The organism is Flavobacterium caeni (genome assembly GCF_900101895.1).
GTDB lineage: Bacteria > Bacteroidota > Bacteroidia > Flavobacteriales > Flavobacteriaceae > Flavobacterium > Flavobacterium caeni.
In genome coordinates this window covers 221894-237219 of the sequence record NZ_FMVF01000006.1, presented here as the reverse complement: position 1 = coordinate 237219, position 15326 = coordinate 221894, and the positions used below count along the sequence as shown (strand labels likewise).

The 15326-nt window shown below is 48.2% G+C and carries 15 protein-coding genes; 9 read left to right on the top strand and 6 right to left on the bottom strand.

The window, feature by feature from the left end:
* Nucleotides 1-666: 666 nt before the first annotated feature.
* Both BLP55_RS07880 and BLP55_RS07875 read right to left on the bottom strand, forming a co-directional pair.
* A complete protein-coding gene (locus BLP55_RS07880; RefSeq protein WP_091141792.1) occupies nt 667-3150 on the bottom strand; it encodes a DUF5686 and carboxypeptidase-like regulatory domain-containing protein in 2484 nt (827 codons plus the stop codon).
* Nucleotides 3151-4102: 952 nt separating this feature from the next.
* The gene (locus tag BLP55_RS07875) at nt 4103-5179 is read right to left on the bottom strand and encodes a pyruvate dehydrogenase complex E1 component subunit beta (RefSeq protein WP_262494179.1); all 1077 of its coding nucleotides are present in this window, start codon (nt 5177-5179) and stop codon (nt 4103-4105) included.
* A 172-nt stretch (nt 5180-5351) separates the two neighbouring features.
* Between BLP55_RS07875 and BLP55_RS07870 the strand changes: the two genes are divergently transcribed.
* The 5 genes from BLP55_RS07870 (at nt 5352) to BLP55_RS07850 (ending at nt 10300) form a co-directional block, all read left to right on the top strand.
* Complete coding sequence (locus BLP55_RS07870) at nt 5352-6098, top strand: electron transfer flavoprotein subunit beta/FixA family protein (RefSeq protein WP_091141791.1); 747 nt, start codon at nt 5352-5354, stop codon at nt 6096-6098.
* Between the two features lie 360 nt (nt 6099-6458).
* Entirely contained in the window at nt 6459-7427 is a 969-nt protein-coding gene (locus tag BLP55_RS07865; protein ID WP_091141790.1) for an electron transfer flavoprotein subunit alpha/FixB family protein, read from the top strand.
* 397 nt (nt 7428-7824) lie between these two features.
* Nucleotides 7825-8445: a bifunctional nuclease family protein gene (locus BLP55_RS07860; protein ID WP_091141789.1), complete on the top strand. Its 621-nt coding sequence runs from the start codon at nt 7825-7827 to the stop codon at nt 8443-8445.
* 89 nt (nt 8446-8534) lie between these two features.
* Complete coding sequence (locus BLP55_RS07855) at nt 8535-9359, top strand: thymidylate synthase (RefSeq protein WP_091141788.1); 825 nt, start codon at nt 8535-8537, stop codon at nt 9357-9359.
* An 8-nt stretch (nt 9360-9367) separates the two neighbouring features.
* Nucleotides 9368-10300, top strand: a complete 933-nt coding sequence (locus BLP55_RS07850) for a hypothetical protein (RefSeq protein ID WP_091141787.1) — start codon at nt 9368-9370, stop codon at nt 10298-10300.
* A gap of 47 nt (nt 10301-10347) precedes the next feature.
* Here the strand turns inward: BLP55_RS07850 and BLP55_RS07845 are convergent, their stop codons facing one another.
* A complete protein-coding gene (locus BLP55_RS07845; protein ID WP_091141786.1) occupies nt 10348-10644 on the bottom strand; it encodes an isoamylase early set domain-containing protein in 297 nt (98 codons plus the stop codon).
* A 239-nt stretch (nt 10645-10883) separates the two neighbouring features.
* Here BLP55_RS07845 and BLP55_RS07840 point away from each other — a divergent pair, with 239 nt between their 5' ends.
* Nucleotides 10884-11219 carry a 2TM domain-containing protein gene (locus tag BLP55_RS07840; protein ID WP_091141785.1) on the top strand — a complete coding sequence of 112 codons (336 nt, stop codon included), beginning with the start codon at nt 10884-10886 and terminating at the stop codon, nt 11217-11219.
* Entirely contained in the window at nt 11219-11695 is a 477-nt protein-coding gene (locus BLP55_RS07835) for a dihydrofolate reductase (protein WP_091141784.1), read from the top strand. Before BLP55_RS07840 ends, BLP55_RS07835 begins: the two co-directional genes overlap by 1 nt.
* Nucleotides 11696-11824: 129 nt before the next feature.
* Here the strand turns inward: BLP55_RS07835 and BLP55_RS07830 are convergent, their stop codons facing one another.
* Nucleotides 11825-12136, bottom strand: coding sequence for a hypothetical protein (locus tag BLP55_RS07830; RefSeq protein ID WP_091141783.1), 312 nt, complete (start codon nt 12134-12136; stop codon nt 11825-11827).
* A gap of 236 nt (nt 12137-12372) precedes the next feature.
* Here BLP55_RS07830 and ubiE point away from each other — a divergent pair, with 236 nt between their 5' ends.
* The gene (gene ubiE / locus BLP55_RS07825; RefSeq protein WP_091141782.1) at nt 12373-13104 is read left to right on the top strand and encodes a bifunctional demethylmenaquinone methyltransferase/2-methoxy-6-polyprenyl-1,4-benzoquinol methylase UbiE; all 732 of its coding nucleotides are present in this window, start codon (nt 12373-12375) and stop codon (nt 13102-13104) included.
* A gap of 1 nt (nt 13105) precedes the next feature.
* Nucleotides 13106-13813 carry a type IX secretion/gliding motility protein PorT/SprT gene (gene porT, locus BLP55_RS07820; protein WP_091141781.1) on the top strand — a complete coding sequence of 236 codons (708 nt, stop codon included), beginning with the start codon at nt 13106-13108 and terminating at the stop codon, nt 13811-13813.
* A gap of 58 nt (nt 13814-13871) precedes the next feature.
* Here porT and BLP55_RS07815 read toward each other — a convergent pair whose 3' ends face one another.
* Both BLP55_RS07815 and BLP55_RS07810 read right to left on the bottom strand, forming a co-directional pair.
* Nucleotides 13872-14399 carry a GNAT family N-acetyltransferase gene (locus BLP55_RS07815; protein WP_091141780.1) on the bottom strand — a complete coding sequence of 176 codons (528 nt, stop codon included), beginning with the start codon at nt 14397-14399 and terminating at the stop codon, nt 13872-13874.
* 190 nt (nt 14400-14589) lie between these two features.
* Complete coding sequence (locus BLP55_RS07810) at nt 14590-15312, bottom strand: TrmH family RNA methyltransferase (protein ID WP_091141779.1); 723 nt, start codon at nt 15310-15312, stop codon at nt 14590-14592.
* Between the last annotated feature and the right edge of the window lie 14 nt (nt 15313-15326).

Sequence of the window (15326 nt, the reverse complement as noted above, 5' to 3'; positions counted from 1 at the left end):
CTAAAACAAATGAACTCGCTTCGCTCAAACACCATTTGTTTCTTAACGCCAGCTTCAAGCCGGGCCAACGCGCCTCCTGGCTCCTTCGCTAAAACAGTCCTCTGGACTGTTTCTTTACGCTCGGCCCTCCGCCTGCCACGACCAAAGCGCGCAGCCTCACGAAGAAAGTTTATCGAAAATAGAAAATTCATTTTTCGCTTTGGGTGTTCGTCTAACGCGCCGGGAAGATTGTCGTTCTAGAACGAATTTCCCCGCGGAGGACGTTGCACGACGAACGTTCCAAGCGAAACGATTCGACCAAAAAAAAACGAAAGTTCTACGTGAGAATTTTTTGGCGCTTCGTCAGAAAGCCAAAAAATCAAACTATACTTTCCGTGAGCGCCAGCGGCCATCAAATTCTGGCCGTAAAAAACAAGGAAGGTTCGAACGGCAAAACTGCGTAGAGCTGAGTTGTTTGCGACCAGCAAAACAACGAACGGTTAGCGGTTTGGAGTGAGAACCGACGTAGTTTTTGAGGCTGGGATTTGCGGGCCTTGAATTTTTGTTTCTTTTGTTTCAAGACAAAAGAAAGCCTGCGGCAGCATAGCCCCGATTGCAGTGGAAATCCTTTTCAAGCGCTTTGCAAAAGCGTTTGAAAAGATTGAAACAAAAAGCGGGAAACAGCTCCTAAAAATAAAAACCAAACGCCCCTTTGATCGCAAACTTCTGCGCATCCGGCATATTCAGGTAATTCCCGCGCCAAGAAAAATCCAAACGGAAGACTTTGAAAATGTTGCCGATACCGGCAGAATATTCCCAATACCCATCGGTTGGCGCATTGTAAATCAGGCCCGACGCATTGATCGCCCGGTTCGCATCGGAAACCGACCCGACCACGCCCTTGATCCCGACGATTTCGCGCCAATTGAGTTTGCGCAAGCCCGGCACGCGTGCAAATAATTTGCCGTGAAAGTTGTGTTCCCACTGGAACGTCGCGTACTGGTCGGCAACGAATTCGTAGAAATTGAGGTTCGAAAAAGTATTTTCGATCGTGAAATACGTCTGGTTGCCGGGCACGATACTCATGAGCCCAAGCGGTACGGTACCGAACGTTTTGCCGAGTTCCATGATGAAATTGCTGCGCCCGATGGGGCCAATCAGCACCGGCTGTTTGTAATACAATTGCAGGCGCTGGTAGTCGAAATCGCTGTCGGCGATGCCCTTGTAACCCGCGGCATAGTTGACAAAAATGCGCGGGAACGGATTGTCTACGATGCTGCGCTCTACGCCAAACCCAACGGTTTTTCGGCCAGGCGTGTAATCGATTTGTACCGCGGCTTCGAACTGCTTGACGTCGCCGCGCGTGGTGGTTCGCGTCGCATCGGTGTAATAATCGAGGCTAAACGTGGGCGACGCCGATTCGAGCGTGCGGTAGGACAATTGCGTGCCGAACACAAAGTTTTTCCAGGGCTCAATCTCAATCCCAAAAGTCGTCAGGTTGATGTTGGTGAGCTTGCCGTTATTACCCGATGAGAACAGCGACGACGAGGCGAAACTGCGGCCCAAGACGTCGTTGGTCGTGGTCAAACTCGCGCCGATTTGTTCGATGTCGCGCCGGTTGCCGCCCGAGATGATGAGTCGCGTTTTCTTGTCAATCATCCATTTGCCCGAAAGCCCGTATTTGAATTTGTTGTCGTCGAAACCGTAGGCGGTGTAGCCTTGCAAACGCCACGTATCGTTCGGGCCAAAATAAGTCCGGCCGCCCGCGCGCAATCGGAACCCTTCTACTTCGTTGTAGCCGAATGTCGAAAAGATCGGGCCGTAATCAAAATTGAGCCGGTCGAATTCGATGTAGCCGCTGCCGAGAATCGACACGAGGTTGTAAATCTGCTTGAATTTCTTGACCGTCTTGAGCGTGTCGAGCATTTTGTAAACGCCCTGTTCGTCCTTCGATAGTTTTTCGAAACGGTTCTGCTCCCAGAATTCATCGGGCTTGACGTACACCGACGGATCGACATAATTGACCTCCTGTTTGTAAAAATCGGCGGGCTTTTGTTTGTTGAATTCGTGGTTGCGGAAAAACGTCGTCCGCTTGCCGTAGACGCCTTTGGATTTTTCCTTTTTGTTGAGCGCAAAATCGCTCATCATGTAGTCTTTGGTCAGCAAAAACACCGAATCGTTCAACACCTCGAACTCCTGCTCGATGTAAATGTCCTTGACCCAGTTGATGTTGGCGCTTTTGGTGACGGCCATGTTGATTTTCTTGATCGCAAACGTGGTGTCGTTGACCCAAAAATCGCCCTTGAACGTGAGTTCGTTTTTGCGCCGCGGATAAAAGACGATGTTGTAGCACCATTTGTTGTCGATGTAGGCCGTGTCGGTCAGCACATAATTGTAGACGTCGATGCCGGTGCGCGAAAGCGGGCTCGTAAAGCCTTTATCGAAAAACGTCAGGTAATTGTTGTAGATGTCGTAATCTGAATACAAATCTTTGATGAATGCGATGATTTGCTGGTTTTGGCTAAACCCAGAATTTTTGTTGGCCTTTAAAATCTCTTTGATTTTCTTGAGTTTATTGTCGCCGTAAACGTTAGACAGCGCTTCGTTGATAAAGATCGGCAGGTAGGTTTTCCCGGTCACGTCGGACGTGTCAACCTGGTCGAAAATGAATTCCATACCCTTGAAGATCTTTTGTTTCATAAACGCCGAATCGATCGAGTTCATGTCGAATTCGACCTTTTCGTACTTCTCCATCTGGTATTGGTCGAACATGTGCAATCCGTTCTTTTTTTTGCGCGCCCAGATTTTGCGCAAAATGTCGAGCGCCGGATTGTCTTTTTTGGACGTCTTGCCACTGTAAATCACGACCTCCTTTAATTTCTCGCCGCCAAGCTTGACGACAAAATCGTAGTTGACGGCCTTGGGAAGCGGCACTTCCTTGGTTTCGAAGCCCACGAACGACACGACAATGGTCTTGTACGTTTGATCGGACTCGATATAGAAACGCCCGTCTTCGTTGGTCACAATGCCTTGGTTCGAACCTTTGAACACCACATTGGCGTACGGCACCGGCTGGTCGGTGTCGTCGAGCACAACACCACTGACTTTGGTTTGGGCCGCAACCGCAAACGAAAGAAGGAGGAAAAGGCAACACGAGAGGAGTTTATTCATAGGGTGATGTGCGTCTTGGCGACGGAGTGTAAATATAGTGGGTTTTTTTGTTTTGTGTTAGTAGTAAAATGATAAAATTGTGGCGCTGATTTCATCAGCGCACTTCGCTACCGCGGGTCTACTTTTGTCTGGCAACAAAAGTAGCAAAAATGCCTGGCGCGCGGTCGTTCGGCGACCTACTGGCTTTCGCTGGCTAAAACAAATTAACTCGGCTGCGCCTCAAACACAATTTGTTTTTTAACGCCTGCTTCAAGCCGCAGGTGCCCGCCTGCCACGACCAAAGCGCGCAACCTCACGAAGAAAGTCTGTCGTAAAAAGAAAGTTCATCTTTCGCTTTGGGCGTTCGTCCAACGCGCCGGGAAGATTATCGTAGCCGGAAGATATTTCCCCGCGGAGGACGTCGCATGACGAACGTCCCAAGCGAAACGATTCGTTCAACTCTCAACAAACATTCCTCGTGCGGATTTTTGGCGTTTCGCCAGAAAGCCAAAAATGCAAATATTACTTTCCTGTCTGGCGAGGCCTTCACTGGCGAGGCGTTAAGAAAATCAACGCAGTGAGCGTTAAAAGCCAGGTGCTGTTTGAGCGCAGCGAGTTCAGCTGGCTTAGCGAACGGAGTTGATTTTTAGCCGAGAAAGTGTGCCGCTACGCATTTTTGTTACTTTTGTTGCGAGACAAACCGAGCTTGCGAGGTTCAGCGAACACCAAAACCAAATATTATTTTGGTGAGCTAAAAGTAGACCCGCGGCAGCGGGAACTTCTTAGAATTTCAAAACGTCCGGTTTTGGAATTGATTCTAGCAGCGCAGTTCACCCCTAGCCCCGATTGAAGTGGAAATCCTTTTGCGGCCGCAGCGTAGCGGAGGCCGTAAAAGATTGCAACGGAAAGCGGGAAAAAGCTCCAAAAAAAAAGCCGAAACTTACGCTCCGGCTTCACTATCTTAAAACGAAAATTACTTCTTGTAGAGTACTTTCTTCACCGCCTTAACAACGTCGTTCGAATTCGGCAACCACTCTTTCAAAAGTGTAGGCGAATACGGCGCCGGCGTATCGGCTGTGGTGATGCGCTGGATTGGCGCGTCAAGGTAATCAAATGCGCGCTCCTGCACCATGTACGTGATTTCTGAAGCGACACTCGCAAACGGCCACGCTTCTTCCAACACCACCAAACGGTTGGTTTTTTTGACCGAGTTGATGATGGCGTCGTAATCCATCGGGCGCACGGTGCGCAAATCGATCACTTCTACCGAGATGTTTTCTTTGGCCAATTCTTCGGCGGCAATCAAAGCTTCTTTGATGATTTTTCCGAACGAAACAACAGTGACGTCTGTCCCTTCGCGCTTGGTATCGGCTACGCCCAAAGGCAACGTGTACTCGCCATCAGGCACTTCACCCTTGTCGCCGTACATTTGCTCCGATTCCATGAAGATGACCGGATCGTTGTCGCGGATGGCCGATTTCAAAAGGCCTTTGGCGTCGTATGGCGTAGATGGAACGACCACTTTCAAGCCCGGCGTGTTCGCGAACCAGTTTTCAAACGCCTGCGAGTGCGTCGCACCGAGTTGTCCGGCAGAGGCCGTCGGGCCGCGGAACACCATCGGCATCGGGAATTGTCCCGCCGACATTTGGCGCATCTTGGCCGCGTTGTTGATGATTTGGTCGATACCCACGAGCGAGAAGTTGAACGTCATGAATTCGACGATCGGACGGTTGCCGTTCATGGCCGAACCGACTGCGATTCCCGCAAATCCAAGTTCTGCAATCGGCGTATCGATGACGCGTTTCGGGCCAAATTCGTCGAGCATGCCCTTCGAAGCTTTGTACGCCCCGTTGTATTCCGCGACTTCCTCGCCCATCAAATAAATAGACTCATCGCGGCGCATTTCTTCGCTCATCGCCTCGCAAACCGCTTCCCTGAATTGTATCGTTCTCATATTGGTATCTGAATTTTGAAACGCAAAAATAGGAATTAAAACAGAAATTGTTGCGTGGTTTTTATCTTTTTTAAGGAGCTTAATCCCGCTTTCCATTACAATCTTTTCGCTCCATTGCCATTGCACGAAAAGGATTTCCATTTCAATCGGGGCTATGGACGCGTAACGAAATCGATTGAAATCGTCAAAATATTATGCACGCATAAGACTTTTATTCGAAAATATTCCCTAAATTCGCGCCTGATATCACTTTTTAATTCCTTTCTAAATGAAAATATTAGTTTGCATCAGCCACGTGCCTGATACTACTTCCAAAATCAATTTTACCAATGGCGACGCCGAATTTGACACGAACGGTGTTCAATTTGTCATCAACCCGAACGACGAATTCGGTTTGACGCGTGCCATCTGGTTCCAGGAACAACAAGGCGCGAACGTCACCGTAGTGAACGTGGGCGGCGCCGATACCGAACCAACCTTGCGCAAAGCACTAGCGATTGGCGCTAATGAAGCCATCCGCGTCAACGCCCAACCGACCGACGGTTTTGCCGTAGCCAAGCAATTGGCGGACGTCATCAAAAACGGCGGCTTCGATTTGATCATCGCCGGTAAGGAATCGCTCGATTACAACGGCGGCATGGTTCCGGGCATGATTGCGGGAATCCTGGGTTACAACTTCGTGAACGGCGCGATCGGGTTGACCGTTGAAGGCAATAACGCTAAAGTTATCCGTGAAATTGACGGCGGAAAAGAAACCGTTGCGACTTCATTGCCACTGATCATCGGCGGGCAAAAAGGCTTGGTCGAGGAAAAAGATTTGCGCATCCCGAACATGCGTGGCATCATGACGGCGCGTACGAAAGCTTTGAATATCGTTGAGCCGGCGGCTGCGAATGCGGAAACCAAAGCAGTAAAGTTTGAAAAACCGGCTCCAAAATCGGCGGTGAAATTGTTCAGCGCGGACGATATTGATGGGTTGGTGAACGCGTTGCACAACGAGGCGAAAGTCATTTAAGTCGTAAAGAAGCCAAAGTCGAAAAGTCATAAAGAAGCCAGGGTCTTAAAGTCGTAAAGGCAAAGACCGGACTAATTTCGAGAACTTCGAACCCGAAGACCGCCTTTATGACCTTATGACTTTACAGACTTTATGACTATTTGCGTGAGATTTGAAATTAAAAGGAGGAAGCCCAGTGGGCTTTAGGTACAAAAAAATTCAAATCAAAGAATAGAAAAGAAATTTTGGAGAGGCCCGCGTTAGGGATTGAAGCGGAAATCCTTTTGCGGCCGCAGCGCAGCGGAGGCCGTAAAAGATTGCAGCGGAAAGCCCGACCCGCAGGGGAACGCACAATAAAAAATAACAATAAAAAATAAAACAATGTCTATATTAATATACGCAGAATCTGCCGAAGGAAAATTCAAAAAAGTCGCGTTCGAACTCGCGGCCTACGGCAAAAAAGTAGCCGAATCGATGGGAACGACCGTCACGGTGGTAACGATCAACGCAGGTGATGTCTCGGAACTCGGGAAATACGGCGTGGATAAGGTGTTGAAAGTATCCAATGATAAATTGTCTGGTTTTACGGCGAAAGCCTACGCAGACGTTATTAAACAAGCGGCGGAGAAAGAGGGAACGAAACTCGTTTTGTTGTCGTCTACAACCGATAGTTTGTACCTCGCGCCATTGGTTGCCGTTGGTTTGAACGCAGGGTTTGCGTCGAACGTGGTTGGGTTGCCGGTGAGCACATCGCCGTTCCAGGTGAAAAGAAATGCGTTTTCGAACAAAGCCTTCAACATTACCGAAATCAATACCGATGTGAAAGTAATCGCACTCGCCAAAAACTCCTATGGTGTTTTTGAAGCGAGCGGTGCCGCTGCAGCAGAGGAATTTTCGCCAAGTTTGAACGATGCGGATTTTGGCGTCAAAACCGAATCGGTAGACAGAACAACTGGAAAAGTCACGATTGCCGACGCCGAAATCGTCGTTTCGGGCGGACGCGGCATGAAAGGCCCTGAAAACTGGGGCATGCTCGAAGAATTGGCGACTGTATTGGGCGCGGCTACGGCTTGTTCGAAACCGGTGTCTGATTTGGGTTGGCGACCGCACAGCGAGCACGTGGGCCAGACCGGGAAACCGGTGGCGACGAATTTGTACATCGCCGTGGGTATTTCGGGTGCGATCCAGCACATTGCCGGAATCAACTCGTCTAAAGTGAAACTCGTGATCAACGCCGACGCCGATGCGCCGTTCTTTAAGGTAGCGGATTACGGCATCGTGGGCGACGCGTTCGACATCGTTCCTAAACTCACGCAGAAATTAAAAGAATTTAAGGCTGCCAATTCGTAATTTTTTGGTTTATTTGCCTTGAAGGGCCATTTGGATGGAAGTTCAAATGGCCTTTTTTGTTTGTGGTCGAATGTCAAAGGTCGAACGTCGAACGAGGTTTGTGGCGATTGATTTTTATTTTTTTTGCTTGATTGGTCGATTTACGTTTTTTCTGTAATGGATGTATTGAAATTTAGGCTAGCTTCGCTGTAGGGAAGGGGGCATTGGAAGTATACCCCAACGGAATAAAATCGAGACTTGGCTACAGATAATCTGTACATTTTGTTAAAGTTTTCGATCGACCAAAAAGTCCGCCCTTGAAACACCAACCCACCGAACTTTTGTCGCGCGAGCAAAGGCCATCGTTTAATTTTTAGAAAAACATTTTACTTTCAATAAGAGATTGTATTTTTGCAGTATGAGTTTAGTAAAATTGACCATCAAAGGCATTTCGTACAGCCAGACCCAAAACGGGGCGTATGCCTTGATCTTGAACGAAGTCGACGGCGAGCGCAAACTACCCATCGTCATCGGGGCTTTCGAAGCCCAATCGATTGCGATCGCGCTCGAAAAGGAAATCAAGCCGCCGCGTCCGCTGACGCACGATTTGTTCAAGAATTTCGCCGACCGTTTCGACATCGTCGTCAAGCAGGTCATCATCCACAAACTCGTCGACGGCGTGTTCTATTCGAGCATCATTTGCGAACGCGACAAAATCGAAGAAATCATAGACGCGCGCACCTCCGACGCCATCGCGCTTGCCCTGCGTTTTGCCGCGCCTATCTTTACTTACAAGAACATACTCGACAAAGCCGGTATTTACCTCAAGGCCAACCCGTCCGACGGCGACAAAAGCATCGAGGACGAGGTGCTCACCAATCCCGAAACCTTTGGGCTCGAAGAAACCAACCAATCGGGCAACCAATACGCCAAACATTCGCTGGCCGAGTTGCACGAATTGCTCGAAGGTGCGGTCAACGATGAGGATTATGAGAAGGCGGCGAAGATTCGCGACGAAATCTCGAAGCGGGAACTTTAAATTATTTTAAATGATGAATTTTAAATTTTAAATGATCTTGAGGTCGCCCAATTTAAAATTCAAAATTTAAAATTTAAAATATTAAAAACATGAAACAATACCTCGACCTAGTAAAACACGTCCTCGAAACCGGCACCCAAAAAGGCGACCGCACCGGCACCGGCACCAAAAGTGTTTTCGGCTACCAGATGCGTTTTGACCTTTCGGAAGGTTTCCCGATGGTGACCACCAAAAAACTGCACCTCAAATCGATCATTTATGAGTTGCTTTGGTTTTTGAACGGCGACACCAACATCGGCTACCTCAACGAAAACGGTGTCAAGATCTGGGACGAATGGGCCAACGAGGCCGGCGATCTGGGCCCCGTGTACGGCCACCAATGGCGCAATTGGAACTCCGAGGAAATCGACCAGATTACCGAAATCATCGAAACGCTCAAGACCAACCCCAACAGCCGACGCATGCTCGTTTCGGCGTGGAATCCGTCGGTGTTGCCCGATACTTCGAAATCTTTTGCCGAGAATGTGGCCGAAGGAAAAGTGGCGTTGCCGCCGTGCCATGCGTTTTTCCAGTTTTACGTAGCCGACGGCAAATTGTCTTGTCAACTCTACCAACGCAGCGCCGACATCTTTTTGGGCGTGCCATTCAACATCGCTTCCTATGCCCTACTGACGATGATGATCGCGCAGGTTTGCGGTTTGCAACCGGGCGAGTTCATCCACACCTTTGGCGATGCACACATCTACAACAACCACTTCGAACAGCTCGAATTGCAGTTGTCGCGTGAGCCGCGTCCGATGCCAAAGATGATTTTGAATCCCGAAGTCAAGAACATTTTCGACTTTAAATTTGACGACTTTACGCTCGTCGATTACGATCCGCATCCGCATATTAAGGGCGTGGTGGCCGTTTAACACAGAAGATGCGCCTCGTATTACTGCTTTTACTGGTTCATCTAAGTGGCTGGTCGCAACCCGAACAAAACCTGACGATCTTTCTCGATTCGCTTGAACGTCCTACCAAGGAGGAAAACGCGGCTTACATTAGGGTCATCGTCAACTTTTATGGAAAAACGCTGCACTGCAATGTTTACGATTACTATCTCTCGGGCAAACGCAAAACGGTAGGGACTTACACCAATAAATACTTGCGCAACAAAACCGGACCCTTTACCAGTTACTACGAAAACGGCAAAATGCAGTCGCAACTCCAATACCGCGAAGATTTACCCCATGGGAAGGCCTATTTTTGGTACGAGAGCGGCAGTAAAAAGGCCGAATGTGAATTCATCGTATCGAACGACGAACCGATAATCAAAATCAATCAATTTTGGTCTCGTATTGGCATCCAACGGGTGGTTGATGGAAAGGGCCGATTTACAGACGAAGACGTTACTTCGTTTTCCGAGGGCGACCTTGACCAAGGTGTCAAAAGCGGAGAATGGTGGGGAACGGATTACAAAGACGGATTTACTTTTGTCGAAATCTATAAAAAAGGGGAATTGGTGTCCGGCATTTCTACCGATTCCTTAAAGCAGACGCACAAATACGACAAAATCTTCGTATCGGCGCAGCCTAAAAAAGGAATCGCGCACTTCAATCGATTTTTTAAGACCGCAATGCGCGACAACGCCAGTTTGAAAAAAGAAAAAGCTTATGTCACGGTTGGCGTCAGCTTCACCGTACGCGCCGACGGCAACATCGCCGACATCGAGATACTCGATTACAAGGACACTCAGGCCGACGAAACGATTCGTGAAATCCTGACCAGTTATGGGCCTTGGAATCCGGCGCAATCGAGAGGAATCAACACCGAAACCTATCTGTCGGTTCCAATTTTGATCAACCGATATTAAAAAAAAATCCGCCCAAGAGCGGATTTCCTTTTCAAATAAGTTTTGTTTTACAAAGCCAAAACGCTGTTCTCTGATCCCGCGAAAGCGTTGAATTGGAACGAATCGGCTTCTGGCTCGTTGACGAAAGCCCCGTCGATGACGTACTTGAATTCATACGATGCGTCTTTGTCGATATCGAAAGTACCTTTGAAAGTACCGTTTTTCAATTTGCCCAGTTCACCTGCCTTAGGATCCCAGTTGTTGAAATCACCAACTACAGCTACGCCGTTTGCTTCTTTTGCATCGACACTGAAAGTCACTTTGCAAACTGGCTTGGTCTTTACGAATTGTTTCTTGATTGCCATAACTATTTCATTGTTAGATTTATGCGGCAAAGAAACAAATTTATTGCGGAGTTTCTATCGATACCCATTCGATTTAGGAAAATGATGGAAAGTCTGCAAAAAAAAACGTAAATCACTAATTTTAAATCATTTGTATTCCGATATTTCAAAATGAAAACGTTGGCGTACTAAATTATCCGCAAACCAAAAGTCGTGCGTTTCAAAATAAATTTTATCTTTAAGGACGCAAAAAACACCCGATGGAAAAAGAGCAACACGAACAATACGAGTACGCGCGAAAGCGGCTCGTACAAAAAAAACACCTCAACTATCACTTCGTGGTGTGTGTGTTGGGTTGCTTGTTCGCTTATGTGGCCAATCACTTTTTCCAGATGGGCGCGCCGTACCAATGGTACAAATGGCTCATTTGCATTTGGTTGTTTGTTTTTATCCTGCACTTCTTTAAGGTGCACATCTCCGACCGGTTCATGAACAAGAATTGGGAGCGCCAACAAATCGACCGGCTGATCGCCAAGCAACAAAACAGGCTGCGCGAACTCGAAACCAAGTACGGCAACGACAATCCCCCGGCGTAATGGTGATACTGATTGCGGCGGTCGCCCAAAACAACGGACTCGGAAAAGACAATCGTATGATCTGGCACCTGCCCGACGATTTCAAACGGTTCAAGAAATTAACCACCGGACACCACATTGTCATGGGGCGCAAAACCTTTGAAAGTCTTCCCGGATTACTGCCCAACCGTACGCACGTGGTCATTTCAAGACAAAAAGACTACCGTCCCGAAGGTGCCATCGTGGCGCACTCGCTCGAAAAAGCGCTACAGATTCCACCAAAAGACCAAGACATCTATATTATCGGTGGCGGCGAAATTTACCGTCAGGCCTTACCCTATGCCAACAAACTCGAGATCACCCGCGTGTACGCCAGTTTCGAAGCCGATGCTTTTTTCCCCGAAATAGGCCCCGAGTGGAAACTGGTTGCAGAAGAACCGCACGGCATAGACGACAAACATGCGTGGGCGTTTACGTTTGAGACGTACGTCAAATAAAATTGTTTATTTTTTATTGTTATTGTTTATTGGCGTCTCGAAACGACAACGTCTGGTCTATAAATTATAGCTATACAATAAAAAATCCGCCATGGGCGGATTTTTTATGTTATCAAAAGCAGCCGGCTCTCAAAACAGAATCTGGTAGGTCAAAATGAAAATGGCAACAGTCATGATCACGCCTGTGACGAAGATGATGATGTTGGCCACCTTCTGAGAATACATCTCAAAAAAGCCCTTAATACCAAATACCACAAAGGTACTAAAGACGAAAAAAACTAAAATTTCCATAAACAAATTTAACCCGAAGAAGGTTGGCTTGACCACACCACTAGCGTCCTCTGCGACAAGGACACTGTTGACGCTGCTCACAAGAATAAGTGCAATCACAAATGCCAGTATGATCCACTTGATTTCGGCTGCTATGATTCTTGATAACATGTTGCTGTCGATTAATTGTTTGATGTGATGTAAAATTAAACAGCCATTTCGCACCGCACAATACCCATTTTAGGGTATATTTCCAGCTTCACCAAATTTGGTGGGCGGCTCACCAAATTTGGTTAGTGGCAAAACGCGAACACGGTTTCAATCGGCTTAAGAACAGTGGCTTTTAACAAAAATGCGCATCGGTTTCGCAATCGTTTTTATTGTACTATCTTTGTCGAAAATCGCACATGTCAAAAAATGTCACGCCTTATAAAACGTCGTCCCTGAGCAAAAAAGAGCAGGTGGCGCAAATGTTCGACAACATTTCGGGCAATTATGATGGGCTCAATCGCGTGATTTCTTTTGGGATCGATACCGCGTGGCGCAAGAAAGTGCTCAAGTTGGTTTCCGACAAAAATCCGCAGGCGATCCTCGACATTGCGACAGGTACAGGCGATTTGGCGATTTTGATGGCGCAAACCCAAGCGACCAAAATCATCGGGCTCGATATTTCGGCAGGCATGCTCGAAGTCGGGCGCAAGAAAGTGGCCGACAAAAACCTGTCAAACCGCATCGAACTCGTACTTGGCGATTCCGAAAGCATGCCTTTTGAAGACCACAGCTTCGATGCCATCACCGTGGCTTTTGGCGTCCGCAATTTCGAACACCTCGAAAAAGGGCTGGCAGAAATCCTGCGCGTGCTCAAACCCGGCGGGATTTTCGTGATCCTCGAAACGTCCAATCCTACCAAGTTCCCATTCAAGCAAGGGTACTTTTTTTACACCAAATACATCCTGCCCGTCATCGGCAAATTGTTTTCGAAAGACCGCGCCGCCTATGGCTACCTTTCGGAATCGGCATCGGTTTTCCCGTTTGGCGAGGCATTGAACAATATTTTACGAAAAATTGGGTTTATAGACGTTACGGCCCGTCCGCAAACTTTTGGCGTGGCGACGATTTATTCGGCCTCGAAAAAATAATATGAAGAAGTTAGTTGTTTTTATACTGTTCTGTTGCAGCATGCACGCGGGTGCGCAAAACAATCCACTGCGGCTTTTTGGCAAAGACCCGATCATCCACCTTGAGAATTTCGACAAACAGCGCGTGCACTGGGGTTATTTCCTCGGATTCAATTTTTTCGACTATAAATTCGACTACAAGACTGTCGCACCCGATATTGTCGTAGACCGTACCACCGGATTCAACGTAGGGCTCATCGGCGATTTGCGTTTGACGCAGTCGTTCCACCTGCGTTTCGAACCCGGACTGTATTACACCCAGCGCAACCTCACCTATCCGTTGCTTACGCGCGAATCCGACCGCAAGCGCGAGGTGCCCGCCACATACATCCACTTTCCGCTGCTGCTCAAGTTTTCGGCCTTGCGCACGGGCAACATCCGGCCGTATCTTGTGGGTGGATTTTCGAGTACGCTCAACCTTTCGAGCAACGCCAAATCGCTCGACGACAACAAGCAGGGACGTTTTCGCGTCAAGCGCATGACCAACAATTACGAGGTGGGATTTGGGATCGACCTTTACCTGGAATACTTTAAATTTTCACCGTCGATACGCGGCGTTTTTGGCATGGGCAACGAACTCATCCCCGACGCCGACCCTAACAGTCCCTGGACGGGCAACGTGAGTTCGATGCAAACGCGTGCGGTGTTGATCAACTTTGCGTTCCACTAATTTTATTGTTTATTTTTTATTGTTATTTTTTATTCCTTCCAATGGCGATAAAAAACAATCAATTGCGTAGCAATCCGAACACGAGCGAATCTTCGTAGACCCCGTTTTTAAAGTAATGGCTTTTGAGTAATCCTTCGCGAACGAACCCGAATTTGGCGAGCGTTTGGAGCGATGCGGTGTTCTGTGTACCCACAAAAGCTTCAATGCGGTTGAGTTGCATGGCGTCGAATCCGTAGTCGATTACGGCGCGCATGGCCTCGGTCATCAATCCTTTTCGTTTGAACGCGTCGTCAAACAGGCCGTACCCGATCTCGGCGCGCGCGTGGTCCAGATACCACGTATGGTAGCCGCACCAACCGATGATCTGTCCCGATTGCTTGTCGACCAACTGAAAAATAAGCAGCGATTTGTTGTGCGTTTCGAAACCTTTTTCGGTCTTTTTACGCTCTTTCGCAAGGTCTTCGCGCGCCACGCCCAAAAAATCGATGACTTCCAGATCGGAAGATCGCTCGAGTATTTCTTGCCATTGGTCGCCTGTCAATTTGCGCAGGTAAAGCCGTCCTGTCTGGAGAATTTCAAAGTCCATCGTAACGCTATGAATTTGTAGCCAAAGTTTAACAAAAATTACAGATTTTCTACCGCAAAGTATCCATTTTTTTACTTAGGGATAAACCCTATGCCCCTTCCCTATCAGTGAAAAAATACGATTTTTTCCGATACCGTCATAGCAGAAAAACTATACACAATAATATTTTCGAAAAAACCGCGGCCCAACATCAATTCCTCCTGAACTCGCTCAGCACAATGGCCGTTGCCGTCGCTACGTTCAAGCTCTCGGTTTGCATCGACCCGTAACGCGGGATCGTCAACCTGCGGCCCACAGCGCGTTCGACCGCGGCAGAAATCCCATTGGCCTCGTTGCCCATGACAATGACGCCTGCTTTGGGCAACTGTCTGGCGTAAATGTTCTCGCCGTCCATAAACGTTCCCAGTACGGGCAAACTTGTTTCGGTCAAAAAAGCAGGCAATTCGACGTAATGCACATTTACCCGTGCCAGCGAACCCATCGTGGCCTGCACCACCTTGGGGTTGAAAACATCGACGGTTTCTTGCGAACACACCAATTCCTTGATCCCAAACCAGTCGCACAACCGGATGATCGTACCGAGGTTGCCCGGATCGCGGATGTCGTCGAGCGCAAGTACCAAACCTTTTTCCTCGATCGGCTGGGGCTTCTTGATACGGAACACCGCCAAGCAGTTGTTGGGCGCCGAAAGTGCGCTCATTTTCTTGAGATCGGCTTCGCTTATGCGGGTCTTGACCGACGACGATACTTCGGGGAACACATCGGCCGTTTCATACAAATGGTGCAACTCGAAATCGGAGGCGAGCAGTTCGGCGATGCCCTTGACGCCCTCGGCCAAAAACAATCCGTGGGTCTGCCGAAACTTTTTTTGTTGCAGCGACGCGATTAGCTTGATTTGGTTTTTGCCAACCATAGAAATAGTGTATT

Bases quoted from the DNA above. Each gene is read 5' to 3' on its own strand.
- BLP55_RS07870 (WP_091141791.1), top strand. From the start codon at position 5,352: ATGAAAATATTAGTTTGCATCAGCCACGTGCCTGATACTACTTCCAAA.
- BLP55_RS07830 (WP_091141783.1), bottom strand. From the start codon at position 12,136: ATGTTATCAAGAATCATAGCAGCCGAAATCAAGTGGATCATACTGGCA.
- BLP55_RS07845 (WP_091141786.1), bottom strand. From the start codon at position 10,644: ATGGCAATCAAGAAACAATTCGTAAAGACCAAGCCAGTTTGCAAAGTG.
- BLP55_RS07850 (WP_091141787.1), top strand. From the start codon at position 9,368: ATGCGCCTCGTATTACTGCTTTTACTGGTTCATCTAAGTGGCTGGTCG.
- BLP55_RS07815 (WP_091141780.1), bottom strand. From the start codon at position 14,399: ATGGACTTTGAAATTCTCCAGACAGGACGGCTTTACCTGCGCAAATTG.
- BLP55_RS07855 (WP_091141788.1), top strand. From the start codon at position 8,535: ATGAAACAATACCTCGACCTAGTAAAACACGTCCTCGAAACCGGCACC.
- BLP55_RS07810 (WP_091141779.1), bottom strand. From the start codon at position 15,312: ATGGTTGGCAAAAACCAAATCAAGCTAATCGCGTCGCTGCAACAAAAA.
- BLP55_RS07835 (WP_091141784.1), top strand. From the start codon at position 11,219: ATGGTGATACTGATTGCGGCGGTCGCCCAAAACAACGGACTCGGAAAA.
- BLP55_RS07880 (WP_091141792.1), bottom strand. From the start codon at position 3,150: ATGAATAAACTCCTCTCGTGTTGCCTTTTCCTCCTTCTTTCGTTTGCG.
- BLP55_RS07865 (WP_091141790.1), top strand. From the start codon at position 6,459: ATGTCTATATTAATATACGCAGAATCTGCCGAAGGAAAATTCAAAAAA.
- ubiE (WP_091141782.1), top strand. From the start codon at position 12,373: ATGTCAAAAAATGTCACGCCTTATAAAACGTCGTCCCTGAGCAAAAAA.
- BLP55_RS07840 (WP_091141785.1), top strand. From the start codon at position 10,884: ATGGAAAAAGAGCAACACGAACAATACGAGTACGCGCGAAAGCGGCTC.
- BLP55_RS07875 (WP_262494179.1), bottom strand. From the start codon at position 5,179: ATGGAAAGCGGGATTAAGCTCCTTAAAAAAGATAAAAACCACGCAACA.
- BLP55_RS07860 (WP_091141789.1), top strand. From the start codon at position 7,825: ATGAGTTTAGTAAAATTGACCATCAAAGGCATTTCGTACAGCCAGACC.
- porT (WP_091141781.1), top strand. From the start codon at position 13,106: ATGAAGAAGTTAGTTGTTTTTATACTGTTCTGTTGCAGCATGCACGCG.